Raw genomic sequence first — 14,853 nt, 5'->3', positions numbered from 1 at the left:
GCATTCATCACCAAAGGAAACCGCAATGAAAATTACGCTTAGCAAACGCCTGTGCCTCGCGGCAATGCTGACGCTGGGTGCTCTCGGGTACACGACTTCCTCTTTTGCCGAAACCAGCAAACTGGTTATTGAATCCGGTGACAGTGCGCTGAGCCGTCAGGAAGCGGCGATGCAAAAAGAACAGTGGAACGACACCCGTTCGTTACGTCAGAAAGTGAACAAACGCGCTGAAAAAGAGTTTGATAAAGCAGACGTGGCATTTGACGCCCGCGACAAATGCGAACAGAGCGCTAACCTGAATGCTTACTGGGAGCCAAATACCCTTCGCTGCCTTGATCGTTCAACCGGCCGCGCCATCAACCCATAATCCCGACGGGTGCCCACTTGCTGGCACCCTTTTCACTCGTTGTCACAGTAAGGATTTTTCATGGCTGACGCCTGGACTATCAAGCTACGCCCGCTTGAGCGCGAAGACCTGCGCTTTGTTCATCAACTCGACAACAACGCCAGCGTCATGCGCTACTGGTTTGAAGAGCCATATGAAGCCTTCGTTGAACTCTCCGACCTGTACGATAAACACATTCACGATCAGAGCGAACGTCGGTTCGTGGTGGAGTGCAATGGTGAGAACGCCGGTCTGGTTGAACTGGTTGAAATCAACCACGTTCACCGCCGCGCCGAATTTCAGATTATCATCTCCCCGGAATACCAGGGCAAAGGGCTGGCGTCGAGAGCGGCGAAGCTGGCGATGGACTACGGTTTTACCGTTCTGAATCTCTATAAGCTCTATTTAATCGTCGATAAAGAAAACGAGAAAGCCATTCACATCTACCGCAAACTGGGCTTTATGGTGGAAGGAGAACTCATCCATGAGTTCTTTATCAATGGTGAATACCGCAACACCATTCGGATGTGTATTTTCCAGCATCAGTATCTTGCCGGGCATAAAACCGGTAACACGCTGCTGAAACCGACGGCTCAGTAATATTCAATATTATTTTTGATGGTGTACTTCCGCGTTACCGGCGGTTTTACGCTTTCATCAACAATCTGCAAATCACAGTTGACGGGGTTATCGTGACGATCGTAATCGCAACGCTGCATAACGTTGCCGATCCGCCTGTTATTCAACGTGCTGATAGCGGTGTAATCCATCTTTTTACGCTTGTCTTTTGACGGCGTGGCGATGACCGACAATTGCTCGTCCTTCGCTTCGGTGGTTTTGCCCAACGGATAACCATCGCTGTCGTAGCGATAGGTGATGTGCATATCTTTGCCGCCTCGCAGAAATGACAAACCCGTTATCATCAGTGTCCCACGTTACGCCCGACGCCGGCAACGCTGCCAGCTGGCATTTCCCCTGCAATCGCAACAGTTTTTTCTGCGAGATAGCATCGAGATAATAGTTGGCATCCAGCACCAGCGACGCGCCAGTGTTGTTTTCCAGATCATGAAACTCCAGCAGGTCGAAGCACCCTTCTTCCGACATCTTCCCGGTCACGTATTTCGCGACTTTCCCCTGCGCGTCCATCAGTGTCTGGCTGAAATCTTTCACCGGGCCGCGCAGCGGGTCAAAATCAAACTCGCTGGAAAAGCTCGCCATTTCCGGGGTGAAAGCCGCTGGCGTCGAGGTATTATCACATCCCGCTAAAATCAGCGTCACTGGCGCCATCATCAGCAATTTCTTCACGCTTTTTTCCTGTTCGGAGAATTTTCCCGTCAATAGTAGCAATTAAATCCTGCTGCCGAACAGCCATCGCGCCATTACTTGCGGCACGGCGGTTGCGCATACCCGTTATTATCCGGCCATGCCTGAGGTTTGCAGTCCGGCAGTTTTTCCGGTGCGATGGCAAAAGTGGCCACGCCGATCACGCCAACGTTACCGGCATCGCCATAGGCTGAATTTGCGGCATAAGCGGCGTCCGGATGAGCAAAACGAAACGCGGCGACGGCGTCATCGCTTTTACGGAATCCTTCAATCCGCAGTGATGTGCGTGGATACAACAGATAACCCCGCTGTTCAATGGAACCCGGTTTGCCAGTCAGCACGTCCAGACCATCCACCGTAGAGACGATTTCATACGTCACCGTGCGGCTGTGGTTGTTGAAGGCCAGGGCATACCGTTCGCCTTCAAAGGCAAACAGCTGGTGATCACCGCGCGCATTACGGATGATTTTCATGTTCCTGCCGCTGTCATCCTGGATGCGCATTTCCACATCACCCAATGCCACCTGGGTGTAGGTTCGGGCATCAGACGGAACTCGTCCGCCCAGGTAATACACGGTTGCCATACGCGTCGGACGGCTGCTCTGACGATTCGCTTCGACGGAAACCACGCTGGAGTCGATATTCTCACCCCACGCCGTGCCCAGCCGTTCTTCCTGCGCAGGCGCGGGCTGTGGCGCAGATAATTCTGCCGCCGCGGCGGTTTCATTATGGGAAGCGGGTTGTGTGGCGCACCCTGCAAGCAAAAGCGTCAGGCCACAGACCAGTAAGGTCGCGGGTTTGAGCGAAAACGGCATAAAGCCTCCTGCTTAATTAACATCCGTGATGATTTGCCAAAATATATACAAATTTGAAAAGAAGTAACTGTGATGCATCTCAGAATGCCGAAGCATTGGGATCGCCGATTTCACTCTGCTATCCTTTGAAGACTATCCAACACAAGGAGGCGAACATGAAATCAGCAAAATGGTTACTGGCTTTACTCGTTGCGGCATCCGCGCCTGCGCTGGCAGCCCCCGATTCCTGCGAACGTGTGAAAGAGGATATTGCGCAGAAGATCATCAGTAATGGCGTTCCGGAGTCCGGATTCACCCTTGATATCGTCCCCAACGACCAGGCTGATAAAGCAGGCTCGCAGGTGGTAGGACACTGCGCTAACGATACCTTTAAAATCCTCTACACCCGCACCAGTGACGCACAATAGAGAGTGACAACGTCACGCATTTCCGCGATAAGAGAGCTGAACACGAAGGTAAGTTACCGGGTCAGCAGAACGCTGCCCGGTGGGTTACGGCATCAGGCGAAAACGCGGTCTACCGCCAGCACGCTGCCAAGAATGGAGACATCAACATAGTGCGAGAGTTCGCGCTGTTCCGCGCGTGGCAGGTATGGCAGTTCACCGATGAGCGGCGCGGGAAGTTTTTTTGCTCAATACGTCAATGATTTCAGCGTAATGCGCCAACCCTGGGTTGATACGGTTCGCCACCCAGCCAATCAGCGGCAGACCATCGTTGGCAATCGCCTGCGCCGTTAGCAGCGCATGGTTGATGCACCCCTCCTGGATCCCCACCACCAGAATAACCGGCAATTGCTCCTGAACCACCCACTCGGAAAGTGGTCGCAAATCGTTCATCAGACTGCGCCAGCCGCCGGTGCCTTCCACGACAACGTGTTCGACCTGCTGGCTCAGTTGCGCCAGCCCGTTCGACAGCAGCGAATAATTGATTGGGCAACTGTGCGCAACACTGCTTTCCTCTTCACTAAATGCCAGAGGATTGACCGCCGCATAAGACAACTCCGGTGTGGATACGCTTTGCAGCACCAGCGCATCTTTATTGCGCAGCCCGTCTGGCGTCTCTTTACTGCCTTTCGCAACCGGTTTGTACCCTGCGACGCTTTTGCCACTGGCAGCCAGCGCCTGCAGCAGTGCGCGGGAAACGACCGTTTTCCCGACCGCAGTATCAGTTCCCGTTACAAAGAAACGCTTAAGCATCACTAACTCCACAGTTATGCCGGTAAAATATCAAGAAAGGTAATTATTCAAGTAGTGAAAGTCTACGCGATGCCAGAATGGGACAGATTGAGATAGCGCAATTTTTCTTGAACTATGAAAAATTGTTAACCCTGTAACAGTCGAATAAGCAAAGATCCGTTATAGAGGGCGTCCTTTACCAGCGCGGCCCCGGCCATGGTGCCGCGGTTGGAGAACTGCGTGCTTTCCACCGCGATATGCCGGCTGTAGGCAGGTAAGGATTGCTGGCGAATACAGTCGGTTATCGCCGGAAAGAGGATATCTGCCGCCTGGTTAAACGGCGAGCCAATCAATATTTTTTGCGGGTTAAACAAATTCACCATGATCGCGAGGATTCGCCCGACGTTGGTACCGACACCGCTGATAATGTCTTTCGCCAGTAAATCCCCTTTCAGCGCCGCCTGACACAGCCAGTCCACACTTAGTGGCTGTTGATGCAACATGGAGCTCATCGACTGGTTCATTCGCACCTGTGCCAGTTCCAGTACGCTCTCCACGCTGGCGATGGTTTCCAGACAGCCATGGTTGCCGCAATAGCAGCGTTTTCCGTAGGGATCGACCTGCGTATGGCCAATCTCCACCAGGCTGCTGCTGCCGGCGTGAAGCAACCTGCCGTCGGTGATCACCCCGGCACCTACGTTATGGTCAATGACCACCTGGATCACGTCGCGCGCGCCGCGTGAGGCGCCAAACAGGGATTCGGCCATAGTCCAGGCGCTGATATCGTGCTGAATATATACCGGCACGCCGGTATGTTCAGACAGCGTTTCGCCGAGCTGTACTTCCTTCACATCTTCATAAAATGGCATCCGGTAGATAATGCCGTTTTCCGTGTCGATGATCCCCGGCAGGGTGATTGCAATAGCCGTCAGGCGTTCCAGAAGGTGCTGATGACGGATAAAAAACTGGTCGATGTGGGTGATGATACGGGACAAAAACGGCGCGGGATCCTGCAACGGAAGCGGCAGTTGCTCTTCCACCACCAGCTTACTGCTGAGATCGCGAAGCGCCAGATGAATTTCGCCACGGCTGATACGCAACGATAAATAATGCCAGGCTTCCGTTTCCACCATCAGCCCGACGGCGGGTCGGCCACGGCTGCCCGGCTCCTGGATTTCTGTCTCCTGGACCAGATGCGCTTCGAGCATTTCGCGAACGATTTTGGTGATGCTGGCCGGAGCCAGTTGCGCGAGCCGGGAGAGATCGATACGCGAAACCGGACCGAGCTGATCAATCAGTCGATATACCGCTCCTGCGTTCGTCTGCTTTATTTGATCAATATGCCCTGGCTGACTATCGGCTACCACCACTGTCTTCCTTATTTTCGCGCTTCGAAATAAACGTTGGGCTATGGTGAAGCACTTCAGTAGTGGTCGTCAAATTTTTACTTAGCCTTGTGATTAACCGCACATTTTTTGCCCCTGATTCAGCAGAATTATTAAGTATTCGCAACCTGAATGAGATGTTGTCTGAATCGCTCCGTAGCCTGACTGAGTTCGCGATGCTTCGACCACACCAGCCACATTTCCGACACCGCTTCTTCTTCGGCAATCGGTAACCAGCACATTTCATGCAACTGCACCCGTTTAAACGACGCCGGTAAAATCGATACCCCAAGCCCTGCCGCAACCAGTCCGATGATCGTCATCGCCTCGCCCACCTCCTGGGTAATCACTGGCGACAGTCCGAAGCGCCGCATCAAACCAAGAATGTCGTCATACAGCCCGGTCCCTACATGCGGATCGAAAAAAACAAAGGGTTCTTTTGCCAGATCGTACAGACTCACTGATGATTGCTGAGCCAACGGATGGACGCGCGGAATCATCGCCAGCAGCGGTTCGCGCAAGATCATCTGCCATGCCAGGGTGTCCGGTAGTTGCGTATTACGCATCAGTCCTAAATACAGCGTGCCTTCATTCAGCGGTGCTATCTGTTCGCGGGTGTTGATCTCACGCGTCTGCAGATGAACGTCCGGGTAATGCTGACGAAACATCGACAGCGTGTCAGATACCGCCTTAATAAACGGCGCTGAAGACGTGAATCCGATCCGCAGTTCCCCCGTTTCGCCCTGATGAAGCCGTTCAGCACGCGAGGCGGCATCCTCTACCATGCTCAGGATCTGTCGGCTATCCGCCAGAAACTGTTTCCCTGCCGCCGTCAGGCTCACGCTGCGGTTGGTGCGGGCAAACAGGCGCGCGCCGATCTGCTGTTCAAGCGACTGAATTTGTTGGCTAAGTGGTGGCTGAGAGATATTCAGACGCGCCGCGGCACGGCCGAAATGGAGTTCTTCGGCGACGGCAACGAAATAACGGAGATGACGCAGTTCGATATTCATATATAGAATGTATCATTTGAGATTATTAATATATTAGACAGAATATTTACAATTTCCTACTCTGGTGTTGCGTCTTCCAGACGTGTGATGAAACGCTCGTTTTTGCAAGGATCTACTGTGAGTCGTACTACTACGGTTGACACCGCCCCGGCTGGCGAGGTCAACGAAGCACCTGTATCTCAGCCGACGGAATTTATCCGGCGAGGAACGCCCCAGTTTATGCGCGTTACCCTCGCCCTCTTCTCTGCGGGTCTGGCGACCTTTGCCCTGCTCTATTGTGTGCAACCTATCCTGCCGATTCTGTCACATGAATTTGGCATCTCGCCTGCCAGTACCAGTATTTCACTGTCGATTTCCACTGCAATGCTGGCGATTGGCCTGTTGTTTACCGGCCCGCTCTCCGACGCCATTGGTCGCAAACCGGTGATGGTTACCGCGCTGCTGCTGGCCTCCTGCTGCACGTTGCTCTCAACGATGATGACCAGCTGGCATGGCATTCTGATCATGCGCGCGCTGATTGGCCTGTCGCTGAGCGGCGTGGCGGCGGTCGGGATGACCTATCTGAGCGAAGAGATCCACCCCAGCTTTGTGGCGTTCTCGATGGGGCTGTATATCAGCGGTAACTCTATTGGCGGAATGAGCGGACGTCTGTTGACCGGGGTGTTTACCGATTTTATGGGCTGGCGTATCGCAATGGCCGTCATCGGCTGCTTTGCCCTTGCTTCCGCGCTGATGTTCTGGCGGATCCTGCCTGAATCGCGCCATTTCAGGCCAACGTCGCTGCGGCCAAAAACACTGTTTATCAACCTCCGTCTGCACTGGCGTGATCGCGGTTTGCCACTGTTGTTCCTCGAAGGTTTTCTGCTGATGGGGGCATTCGTCACGCTGTTTAATTACATCGGCTATCGCCTGATGATGTCACCGTGGTCACTGAGCCAGGCGGTGGTGGGTTTACTGTCGGTCGCCTATCTCACCGGTACCTGGAGTTCGCCCAAAGCCGGTGCGATGACCGCGCGTTATGGCCGCGGCCCGGTGATGCTGTTCGGTATCGCCGTGATGCTTACCGGTTTGCTGGTAACGCTGTTTTCCTCCCTGTGGCTGATTTTTGCGGGCATGCTGCTGTTCTCTGCCGGTTTCTTTGCTGCGCACTCGGTCGCCAGCAGCTGGATCGGCCCACGCGCCCGCCGTGCCCGTGGGCAGGCATCGTCACTGTATCTGTTCAGCTACTATCTGGGCTCCAGTATCGCCGGTACCCTCGGCGGCGTTTTCTGGCATAACTACGGCTGGAATGGCGTCGGTGGGTTTATCGCATTGATGCTGGTTGTGGCGTTGCTGGTGGGGGCGTCGTTGCATAAGCGGTTGCATTAACATTTCCGGCCGGGAGCCTGCTCCCGGCATTGTACATACGGTTACATGCCGATACCAATCACTCACGGAAAGCCTTTAAACACAGGGATATAGTTTCTTCAACGGCCCCGCAGTGGGGTTGAAATGAAGAAACTAATTTCGAGGGTATCAGAATGAATAAAGTATTAGCTCTGGTTGTTGCCGCTGCTATGGGTCTGTCTTCCGCTGCATTCGCGGCTGACACTGCAACCTCTACAGCGGCTCCGGCTGCACCTGCTGCTACGGCCTCTACCACCACGCAGGCTGCTCCGGCAAAAACAATGCATCATAAAAAACACAAAAAAGCAGCACCGGCTCAGAAAGCCCAGGCTGCTAAAAAACACCACAAAAAAGCCGCTAAAGCTGAAGCGACCAAACCGGTAGAACAGAAAGCGCAGGCCGCGAAAAAACACAAAAAACATGTGAAACACGAAGCCACTAAACCGGCAGCAAAACCAGCCGCATAATCTCGTCTGGTCATCTATTTCTGTGTACTAAATCGGCGCTGGTTCAGCGCCGTTTTTTTCTGGAGAGCAATGATGTTGCGGCGCTATCGATTTGAGCTCATCCTTATTCTGCTGATTATTTGCGCGCTTATTGCGACGAGATTTTTCTTATCCTGATTGTAGCACGCTGATTTTACTCCCCCTTTTCTGCTGTCCCGTCTATAGTTGTTTCATTGGGTTCACTTTTAATAATTCTAATTGCCCCATCAGAGTGAGATATGCGCAAATTCGTAGTACCTGTTCTGGGATCGCTTTGCCTGCTTTGTACTTTCGCCCACGCCGACAGTCCGGATGATGACAGCATCAGCGCGAGCGAGGTAAAAACACTTTTTTTCGGCCAGGATGACAGAGTACGCGTTACCGATCCAACAGACGCCCCCTGGGACGCCATCGGTCAACTGGAAACCGAAAGTGGCAATCTCTGCACCGCGACGCTTATCTCGCCACGTCTCGCGCTCACTGCCGGTCATTGTCTGTTGACGCCGCCTGACGCAAAGCCCGACAAGGCCATCGCCCTGCGCTTTGTGTCGCAGAAAGGCCTCTGGCGCTATGAAATTCATGGTATTGAAGGACGCGTTGAACCCTCGTTGGGTCGCCGTCTGAAGGCGGATGGTGAAGGCTGGATTGTGCCATCTTCCGCCGCCCCCTGGGATTATGGGCTGATTATTCTGAACTATGCGCCGTCAGGCATCACACCGCTGCCATTGTTTGAAGGCAACAGAGCGGCGCTGATCGCCGCCCTGAAAGCCAGTAACCGCAAGGTGACGCAGTCCGGTTATCCTCTTGATCACATTGACGATCTCTACAGCCATCAGGACTGCATTGTGACGGGCTGGGCGCAAACTTCCGTGATGTCCCACCAGTGCGATACGCTCCCCGGCGACAGTGGTTCTCCATTGCTTTTGAAAACCGATGCCGGCTGGCAGGTGATTGGCGTACAAAGTTCAGCACCGGCGGCGAAAGATCGCTGGCGCGCCGACAACCGCGCCATCTCCGTCACCGGTTTTCACGACAAGCTGGAAGCGCTGGCAAAGGAGTCGCCTTAGTGCTGCTGCTGACGTAACTGCATTAGCGAGGCGATGGGCACCGGCTCACTGAAGTAAAACCCCTGTAACAGCAACAATAGAAACGACAAGTCCCGTCCCGGCCATCAAGATCATTACAAAGAGCGTCTGTGCGGTAGGAATATTACGCCACTTTAACGGATTGAGCATTCGCTACCCTCATACAGACAGAGGCCGGAGAAATTTTCTGTTCTTTCCGTTAAGCGTAATACAGCCATTAAATTTCGCTGCCCGGAAATACGGACAGCGATCACATCAGGCGAGTTTTATCATCACCATGCCAAGGATCAGCAGGATGACGCCAGCCCAGCCTTTACCGTTCAGACGCTGACCAAACAGCACCCAACCAGCAGCCAGCGTCGCGGCGATACCAAAACCGCCCCACAGAGCGTAGGCGACAGACAAATCAATCCCCTTCACCGCCTGCGACAGTGCGCTGAACGCCGCCAGCACAGCGGCCAGCGACAGGATGCCATAGGTTTTGCGACGAAAACCGTCGGAGAATTTTAAAAACACGTTAGCCAGAATTTCCAGCACAATGGCCAGTGCCAGCCAGGCGCCGTGGAACCACTCAAACTGCGGCATGAGTCGGCTCCTTCTTCAGCGCGGTCGTTTTACGAGTGCCTGATTTAATCAGCACAATACCCACAACCAGTGTCGACAGACCTGCCATTTTCATCATTGACAAGGGTTCATCAAATAACAGTACGCTGAACAAAGTGATCAGCAAAATACCAATCCCTTCCCATAACGCATAGGCTACACCGAGGGCGATTTTTTTCACCGCAAATGCCAGGAAAATATAGGAAAGGGTGATCATTGCCAGCATTAAAATAAAGCCGGTATTGCCGTCACTGACACTTGCCCATTTCATCGACAAAGTGCCCGTAATTTCGGCAATGATAGCTAATGCTAATAAGATCCAGTAAAACATATTTTTTCTCCTGCTTGAGAATATATTCCTTGACGGCCAGCGATTTAGCGCGAACCGAAAAAATCTATAGGATTTCGCAGACGCGAAGCGTCAGCTCAGGCAGAAAAAAGGACTATAGCGCGTTGCGCCAGTGCTGCTCACCCAGGGAATGAGTAAAGGAGGAGGAAAGCGTAACAGAGTGGGTAAAAAATAACGTACTGAACATATTGTCCATAAAATTACAATTATCCGCGGTGTTGCTTCTCGTCATTGCGGATGAAAATTGTCCTCGGTAGTTAAACACGCTTAATTTGTAGCATAACGCCACATTTTACTCAAAACCTTTTCATTTCTTTACTGAATGTATTTACCCGCAATGAGTTTATTCTTACGGTGATCCTCTTCATGAATCTGCTTCTGCAAATCGTAATGCCCCCTGACGGCAATGCGCCAGGAGGTAACGACTATTTTTGCAGGCGGTCGACGCGCAGGATGGGCGGTGACATTTTTTTATCCAGACTGCCGTTGATGCTTAACAGCTGATCGGGCTGCACTTTACGGCCATCAAACACGGCGGCGAGAATAATCGCCTCTATGCGATCGGTTTTATCGCGGAAAACGTAGCGATCATCACCCAGATGCTCAATCAGATTACCGCGCAGCGAAATCGTCGCCCCGTCATGCATCGTTTTGGCGAACTTGACGGTCATAACGTGCTCGTCTTCGGTGCCACGATAGCCGTCTTCTATCTTATGAGGTGGAGGCGGTGCCGCATCTTTCTTTAAGCCCCCTGCTTCTTGCGCAGCATAGCCGTTTTGCAGCATGAGAAAACAGTATCCCAACAGTAATAGTTTTTTCACGTATTCCTCCACGTTGTCCGTTACCTTGACTTATTAAGCCTGGTTGCTATTTTTAATTTTTACAAACGTAAATTCACATAATTGTCTCTATCAGAATAGTATTACTGGCATTAAAGAATTTTTATAAATAACCGTCAGCGAGATATTTATGTATGAAACAACAAGATAAGGAAGACCCACGGGTTGAGGAAAGCCCCAGCGCCCTCAACTTTGAATATAACGTTAATCGCTTTGGCGTGCTGTTTCTGTTAGCCATCATTTTTTCTGCTGTGGCCGGTCTTTTTTCTAACGGTCTGCTGAGTTCTGCCAGTAAACAAAATAGCACGCATACACTGGACATTAACTATGACCGTTTCGAAAGGTTGACCAGCGAATCTGAAATAAATATCACCCTTCAGAGTTTGCACGCCAGTCGTTATATTGTCAGTATTGGTAATTCTTTGCTGAATAATTATCAGTTGGGTGATATTCGACCAGAACCTGACAGTATGTACAGTAAAGGTAATACTCTGTATTTAATTTATAACGCCGCCGACGTTCAGTCTCCACTTTCACTGTGGATTTCCGTTACGCCCAAAAAACCAGGCAACATCGCCAATACGGTTAAAGTCAACAGTGAACCCGAAATCACCTTCAGCCAGTTTGTCTATCCCTAGGAGATGCTATGGAAATGGTATTCAGAGCGATAGCGATATACCTTATCCTGTTGATTGTATTCAAAATAGCCGGGAGAAGAACGCTGTTGCAGATGACCAGCTTTGACCTGATATTATTATTGATTATCAGTGAGGCAACACAGCAGGCGCTACTGAGAACCGATTATTCCGTGACAGGCGCGATGCTGACCATCGTCACTTTGATTGTGGTTGATATCCTGTTCGGTTTTATGAAAAAACGGTTTTCTCGTGCCGAACAATTACTCGATGGCGCGCCTGTTGTGCTGATTGAAAATGGCACTCCCATTGATAACAAGATAAAAAAGGTTAACGTTTCCACGGATGATATTATGCTGGTTGCCAGACAGAATCATGGCATTTACCAAATCGAAAAAATTAAATTTGCCATTCTTGAACGTAACGGGCAAATTTCCATTATTCCGGCAGACGGATAGTCGCCTGCCGGTTATGGTTATTTATCACGCTCGGGTTGTTTATCTCCTGACTCCGGTGCGCTTGCCGGATCATCCTGTTCTTTTTCAATGATGAGTTTGTTTTCCATATTACCTCCTGACCAGTACTTTTTTACCAATGATATTTAAGCGTAGGAACATTGTGAGCGGTTAACAAGCAATGCAGATAGCCTTATTAAAAATGTCGCCTGTTTCAATGCATTCCGGGATTAAGATTCATCTTAAAATTGAACAGGCGGTTGGCTGCCATACTTTTTTCACTGAAAAAATAGCGAGGTCTGTATGTCTGTCGTTGTGATTACCGGTGGTAGCGCGGGAGCAGGAAAAGCCACCGCGCTGCGTTTCGCCGATGCAGGGTACGATATTGCCGTTATCGCCAGAGGCGACGCGGGACTGGAAGCCACCCGCATCGACTGTGAGCGTCGTGGCGTCAGGGTGCAGGTTATCAGCGCAGACGTTGCCGATGCTGCCGCCGTAATGCAGGCGGCACATCAGATAGAAGAACAGCTCGGTGAGATCGCAGTCTGGGTCAATAACGCCATGTGCGCGGTACTCTCGCCTTTTACCACCATGAGCCACGACGAATTTCAGCGTGTCACGGAGGTGACCTATTATGGTTTCGTCAACGGCACTCGGGCGGCGCTTGCGGTAATGAGACCGCGCAATCGTGGCGTTATCATCCAGGTGGGTTCCGCGCTCGCCTACCGTTCCATTCCGCTGCAGTCAGCTTATTGCGGCGCGAAAGCGGCAATTCGTGGTTTTACTGATGCGGTGCGTACGGAACTGATGCATGAGCAAAGCGGCATACAACTCATTATGGTGCAGCTACCGGGCATGAACACGCCGCAGTTCGCCTGGGCGCGCAACAAAATGGGCTTTGCGATGCAACCGGTGCCACCGGTCTACCAGCCAGAAGTCGCCGCCAAGGCGATCTATTCTGTTACCCTGCGTCCGGTTCGTGAACTATGGGTGGGCAAGAGTACATTGCAGTCGATTGTCGGACAGTTTCTGTTCCCGCGCTTTCTCGACCGGCTCATGGTAAAGAAAGCCTGGGCAGGCCAGTTGACCAGCGAACCACATTTCGACAACCAGCCAGACAACCTGTTCACGCCGTTACAGTGTCACCACCACACTCACGGCCGTTACGGCGATGGCGCCAGAAACCAGGCGCTGAACATCCCTTCCGATCTGCCCGGCAAAGCGCTTTCCTGCGCCGCAGTGGTGACCGGCGTGGTGGTACTGGCGCGGTGGCTGCAGCGAAAGCGCTAGTCGCGTTGTTGACTGAACCACCGGTAACCATAGCCGCCAAGTTCAACGCCCGCTTCAGCGTCGGGCGCTGAATAGCGCTTGTCTTCGAGGCAAGCTTCCCAATACCCGTCCGCCAGTGGTTCGAGGATGACACTGGCGGGACGATCACTGAAATTAGCCAGCGTCAGTACCTTTTTGGTTTCGCTTTGATAGAGGATCACCAGCACCGAGGCCTGTTCAACGCGGATGATGGTAAATGGCGCATTACCGATTTCCGGCAGCACTGCCCGCGCATTGACCATATCGATAATCCGGTGCAGCAACGAGTTTCGGCTCAGTAGCGCCTTTTCAACGTTGACCTGTTGATAGCGCCAGGGGCCGGATGCAATGGGCGCGCGAATTAGTTTCTCCGGGGCCGCCCTGGAAAACCCGGCTGCCTCACGGGATGACCACTGCATGGGTGTTCGTACTGCATAGCGTTCTTCAAGACGCAGATCGTCCCCCATGCCAATTTCATCGCCGTAACGCATCACCGGCACGCCAGGCAACGACAACAAGATTGCATGCGCCACCGCCAGGTGCTGAAGATTCCCCGACAGCATGGGTGCCAGCCGCCGCCGGATGCCACGCTGATAGACATACATTGTCTTATCCGGCGCGAACGCCTTTAGCACCGCTTTTTTGTCAGCCTCCCCGATGCCTTCCAGGTCCAGTTCATCATGGTTGCGTAACCAGTTGGCAAAACAGCACCCGTCAGGCGGGGTGATCATTTTATCCAGCGCGTCGATCACTGGCCGCGCGTTTTTCCGCGCCAGACTGACATAGAAATATTTGTTCAGCCAGAAATTGAGCGTGATATGCAGACGATCGCCATCGCCAAAATAATGACGATACTCTTTTACCGGTACGTCCACTTCACCGAGAATAATCGCCTGTGGATTCGTGCTGGCAACCAGCTTGCGCAGATGGTTGAGGATCCAGTATCCCTCTTTTTCATCCCCTTTTCCGGCCTGCTTCGTCAGATGTGACGCCGCATCCAGCCGGAATCCCGATACGCCGAGCCTGAGCCAGAACAACACGATGTTGTCGATCTCCTCAAGCACCGCCGGTAAGGCCAGATTCAGATCAGGCTCATGGTGGTAGAACATATGCCGGTAATACTGCTTTGCCTCGTCATCCCAGCTCCAGACGCTTTTCTCCACGCCAGGAAACATCGGCGGATCATCGTCAGGATCGGGCTCGTCGGCCCAGAGGTAATAGTCTCTGTAGGGCGAATTTTTGTCGCGCCTCGCCTGCTGAAACCAGGGATGCTGCGACGAGGTATGCTGAATAACCAGTTCAATGATGACGCGCAATCCCAGCGCTTTCGCCTGCCCGACAAATTCAATAAACGCCGAAATGGAGCCAAAGCGCGGATCCGGTCGCAGGTGATCCGTCACGTCATAGCCTTCATCCAGAAACGGCGTCAGGTAAAACGGTGTTATCCAGATTGCGGTCGCCCCGAGGCGACGAATATACTGCAGCTTTTCGGTGATCCCTGTTATGTCGCCACACCCGTCACCATTTGCATCATAAAAAAGCGAAGTATCTATCTGGTAAATAACCGCCTGGCTATACCAGCTCTTTTTTGCTTTCATTCTGTGATTGCGCCTTT

At 52.4% G+C, this 14,853-nt stretch carries 18 protein-coding genes and 2 pseudogenes; 10 read left to right on the top strand and 10 right to left on the bottom strand.

Annotation, left to right across the window (positions count from 1 at the left end):
* Positions 1-25: 25 nt before the first annotated feature.
* Positions 26-367 carry a DUF1283 family protein gene (locus GTGU_RS02705; protein ID WP_038154068.1) on the top strand — a complete coding sequence of 114 codons (342 nt, stop codon included), beginning with the start codon at positions 26-28 and terminating at the stop codon, positions 365-367.
* 60 nt (positions 368-427) lie between these two features.
* Positions 428-985: a spermidine N1-acetyltransferase gene (gene speG / locus GTGU_RS02700; protein WP_038154067.1), complete on the top strand. Its 558-nt coding sequence runs from the start codon at positions 428-430 to the stop codon at positions 983-985.
* Here the strand turns inward: speG and GTGU_RS02695 are convergent.
* Together GTGU_RS02695 and GTGU_RS02690 are read right to left on the bottom strand one after the other, a co-directional pair.
* Positions 979-1,690 (bottom strand): annotated as a pseudogene (locus GTGU_RS02695) (YnfC family lipoprotein). The gene speG and the pseudogene GTGU_RS02695 sit on opposite strands and share 7 nt — an antisense overlap.
* Positions 1,691-1,764: 74 nt before the next feature.
* Positions 1,765-2,523 carry a hypothetical protein gene (locus GTGU_RS02690; protein ID WP_038154066.1) on the bottom strand — a complete coding sequence of 253 codons (759 nt, stop codon included), beginning with the start codon at positions 2,521-2,523 and terminating at the stop codon, positions 1,765-1,767.
* 155 nt (positions 2,524-2,678) lie between these two features.
* Here GTGU_RS02690 and GTGU_RS02685 point away from each other — a divergent pair, with 155 nt between their 5' ends.
* Positions 2,679-2,930 carry a DUF1161 domain-containing protein gene (locus tag GTGU_RS02685; protein WP_038154065.1) on the top strand — a complete coding sequence of 84 codons (252 nt, stop codon included), beginning with the start codon at positions 2,679-2,681 and terminating at the stop codon, positions 2,928-2,930.
* Positions 2,931-3,022: 92 nt separating this feature from the next.
* Here GTGU_RS02685 and bioD read toward each other — a convergent pair.
* From bioD to GTGU_RS02670, 3 genes and pseudogenes are all read right to left on the bottom strand, one after another.
* Positions 3,023-3,719, bottom strand: a pseudogene (gene bioD, locus GTGU_RS02680) (dethiobiotin synthase).
* Positions 3,720-3,844: 125 nt separating this feature from the next.
* Positions 3,845-5,065, bottom strand: coding sequence for a sugar metabolism global transcriptional regulator Mlc (gene mlc / locus GTGU_RS02675; RefSeq protein WP_038154064.1), 1,221 nt, complete (start codon positions 5,063-5,065; stop codon positions 3,845-3,847).
* A 131-nt stretch (positions 5,066-5,196) separates the two neighbouring features.
* A complete protein-coding gene (locus tag GTGU_RS02670; RefSeq protein WP_038154062.1) occupies positions 5,197-6,093 on the bottom strand; it encodes a LysR family transcriptional regulator in 897 nt (298 codons plus the stop codon).
* Positions 6,094-6,210: 117 nt separating this feature from the next.
* Here GTGU_RS02670 and GTGU_RS02665 point away from each other — a divergent pair, with 117 nt between their 5' ends.
* The 4 genes from GTGU_RS02665 (at position 6,211) to GTGU_RS02655 (ending at position 9,031) form a co-directional block, all read left to right on the top strand.
* Positions 6,211-7,461, top strand: a complete 1,251-nt coding sequence (locus GTGU_RS02665; protein WP_038154060.1) for an MFS transporter — start codon at positions 6,211-6,213, stop codon at positions 7,459-7,461.
* 152 nt (positions 7,462-7,613) lie between these two features.
* On the top strand, positions 7,614-7,946 hold the full coding sequence (gene asr, locus GTGU_RS02660) for an acid resistance repetitive basic protein Asr (protein WP_038154059.1): 333 nt from the start codon (positions 7,614-7,616) through the stop codon (positions 7,944-7,946).
* Positions 7,947-8,018: 72 nt separating this feature from the next.
* Entirely contained in the window at positions 8,019-8,102 is an 84-nt protein-coding gene (gene ydgU, locus GTGU_RS27155) for a small membrane protein YdgU (RefSeq protein WP_472926876.1), read from the top strand.
* A gap of 101 nt (positions 8,103-8,203) precedes the next feature.
* The gene (locus GTGU_RS02655) at positions 8,204-9,031 is read left to right on the top strand and encodes a trypsin-like serine peptidase (protein WP_038154058.1); all 828 of its coding nucleotides are present in this window, start codon (positions 8,204-8,206) and stop codon (positions 9,029-9,031) included.
* 273 nt (positions 9,032-9,304) lie between these two features.
* Here the strand turns inward: GTGU_RS02655 and mdtI are convergent, their stop codons facing one another.
* From mdtI to GTGU_RS02640, 4 genes are all read right to left on the bottom strand, one after another.
* Complete coding sequence (gene mdtI, locus GTGU_RS02650) at positions 9,305-9,634, bottom strand: multidrug/spermidine efflux SMR transporter subunit MdtI (protein WP_038154057.1); 330 nt, start codon at positions 9,632-9,634, stop codon at positions 9,305-9,307.
* Positions 9,621-9,983, bottom strand: a complete 363-nt coding sequence (gene mdtJ, locus GTGU_RS02645; protein ID WP_038154056.1) for a multidrug/spermidine efflux SMR transporter subunit MdtJ — start codon at positions 9,981-9,983, stop codon at positions 9,621-9,623. The genes mdtI and mdtJ overlap by 14 nt, the downstream gene beginning before the upstream one ends.
* Before the next feature lie 112 nt (positions 9,984-10,095).
* Positions 10,096-10,266 carry a protein YdgV gene (locus GTGU_RS26980; RefSeq protein WP_425427395.1) on the bottom strand — a complete coding sequence of 57 codons (171 nt, stop codon included), beginning with the start codon at positions 10,264-10,266 and terminating at the stop codon, positions 10,096-10,098.
* Positions 10,267-10,426: 160 nt separating this feature from the next.
* On the bottom strand, positions 10,427-10,822 hold the full coding sequence (locus GTGU_RS02640) for a YdeI family stress tolerance OB fold protein (protein WP_038154092.1): 396 nt from the start codon (positions 10,820-10,822) through the stop codon (positions 10,427-10,429).
* A 152-nt stretch (positions 10,823-10,974) separates the two neighbouring features.
* Here GTGU_RS02640 and GTGU_RS02635 point away from each other — a divergent pair, with 152 nt between their 5' ends.
* The 3 genes from GTGU_RS02635 to GTGU_RS02625 all read left to right on the top strand — a co-directional run bounded on the left by GTGU_RS02635 (position 10,975) and on the right by GTGU_RS02625 (position 13,220).
* Positions 10,975-11,478: a hypothetical protein gene (locus GTGU_RS02635; RefSeq protein ID WP_038154055.1), complete on the top strand. Its 504-nt coding sequence runs from the start codon at positions 10,975-10,977 to the stop codon at positions 11,476-11,478.
* An 8-nt stretch (positions 11,479-11,486) separates the two neighbouring features.
* Positions 11,487-11,933, top strand: a complete 447-nt coding sequence (locus GTGU_RS02630; protein WP_038154054.1) for a DUF421 domain-containing protein — start codon at positions 11,487-11,489, stop codon at positions 11,931-11,933.
* A 300-nt stretch (positions 11,934-12,233) separates the two neighbouring features.
* Complete coding sequence (locus tag GTGU_RS02625) at positions 12,234-13,220, top strand: SDR family oxidoreductase (RefSeq protein ID WP_038154053.1); 987 nt, start codon at positions 12,234-12,236, stop codon at positions 13,218-13,220.
* On the opposite strand, the gene GTGU_RS02620 is transcribed toward GTGU_RS02625, so the two are convergent.
* Positions 13,217-14,836: an alpha-amylase family protein gene (locus tag GTGU_RS02620; protein WP_038154052.1), complete on the bottom strand. Its 1,620-nt coding sequence runs from the start codon at positions 14,834-14,836 to the stop codon at positions 13,217-13,219. The two genes, GTGU_RS02625 and GTGU_RS02620, sit on opposite strands and share 4 nt — an antisense overlap.
* Between the last annotated feature and the right edge of the window lie 17 nt (positions 14,837-14,853).

It is taken from the genome of Trabulsiella guamensis ATCC 49490 (assembly GCF_000734965.1).
Lineage (GTDB): Bacteria > Pseudomonadota > Gammaproteobacteria > Enterobacterales > Enterobacteriaceae > Trabulsiella > Trabulsiella guamensis.
This window is presented reverse-complemented; position numbering and strand designations above follow the sequence as displayed.

Excerpts from the sequence above, each read along its gene's own strand:
- mdtJ (WP_038154056.1), bottom strand. The coding sequence starts at position 9,983 with ATGTTTTACTGGATCTTATTAGCATTAGCTATCATTGCCGAAATTACG.
- GTGU_RS02705 (WP_038154068.1), top strand. The coding sequence starts at position 26 with ATGAAAATTACGCTTAGCAAACGCCTGTGCCTCGCGGCAATGCTGACG.
- ydgU (WP_472926876.1), top strand. The coding sequence starts at position 8,019 with ATGTTGCGGCGCTATCGATTTGAGCTCATCCTTATTCTGCTGATTATT.
- GTGU_RS02670 (WP_038154062.1), bottom strand. The coding sequence starts at position 6,093 with ATGAATATCGAACTGCGTCATCTCCGTTATTTCGTTGCCGTCGCCGAA.
- mdtI (WP_038154057.1), bottom strand. The coding sequence starts at position 9,634 with ATGCCGCAGTTTGAGTGGTTCCACGGCGCCTGGCTGGCACTGGCCATT.
- GTGU_RS02690 (WP_038154066.1), bottom strand. The coding sequence starts at position 2,523 with ATGCCGTTTTCGCTCAAACCCGCGACCTTACTGGTCTGTGGCCTGACG.
- GTGU_RS02635 (WP_038154055.1), top strand. The coding sequence starts at position 10,975 with ATGAAACAACAAGATAAGGAAGACCCACGGGTTGAGGAAAGCCCCAGC.
- GTGU_RS02620 (WP_038154052.1), bottom strand. The coding sequence starts at position 14,836 with ATGAAAGCAAAAAAGAGCTGGTATAGCCAGGCGGTTATTTACCAGATA.
- GTGU_RS02655 (WP_038154058.1), top strand. The coding sequence starts at position 8,204 with ATGCGCAAATTCGTAGTACCTGTTCTGGGATCGCTTTGCCTGCTTTGT.
- GTGU_RS02685 (WP_038154065.1), top strand. The coding sequence starts at position 2,679 with ATGAAATCAGCAAAATGGTTACTGGCTTTACTCGTTGCGGCATCCGCG.
- GTGU_RS02625 (WP_038154053.1), top strand. The coding sequence starts at position 12,234 with ATGTCTGTCGTTGTGATTACCGGTGGTAGCGCGGGAGCAGGAAAAGCC.
- asr (WP_038154059.1), top strand. The coding sequence starts at position 7,614 with ATGAATAAAGTATTAGCTCTGGTTGTTGCCGCTGCTATGGGTCTGTCT.
- speG (WP_038154067.1), top strand. The coding sequence starts at position 428 with ATGGCTGACGCCTGGACTATCAAGCTACGCCCGCTTGAGCGCGAAGAC.
- GTGU_RS02630 (WP_038154054.1), top strand. The coding sequence starts at position 11,487 with ATGGAAATGGTATTCAGAGCGATAGCGATATACCTTATCCTGTTGATT.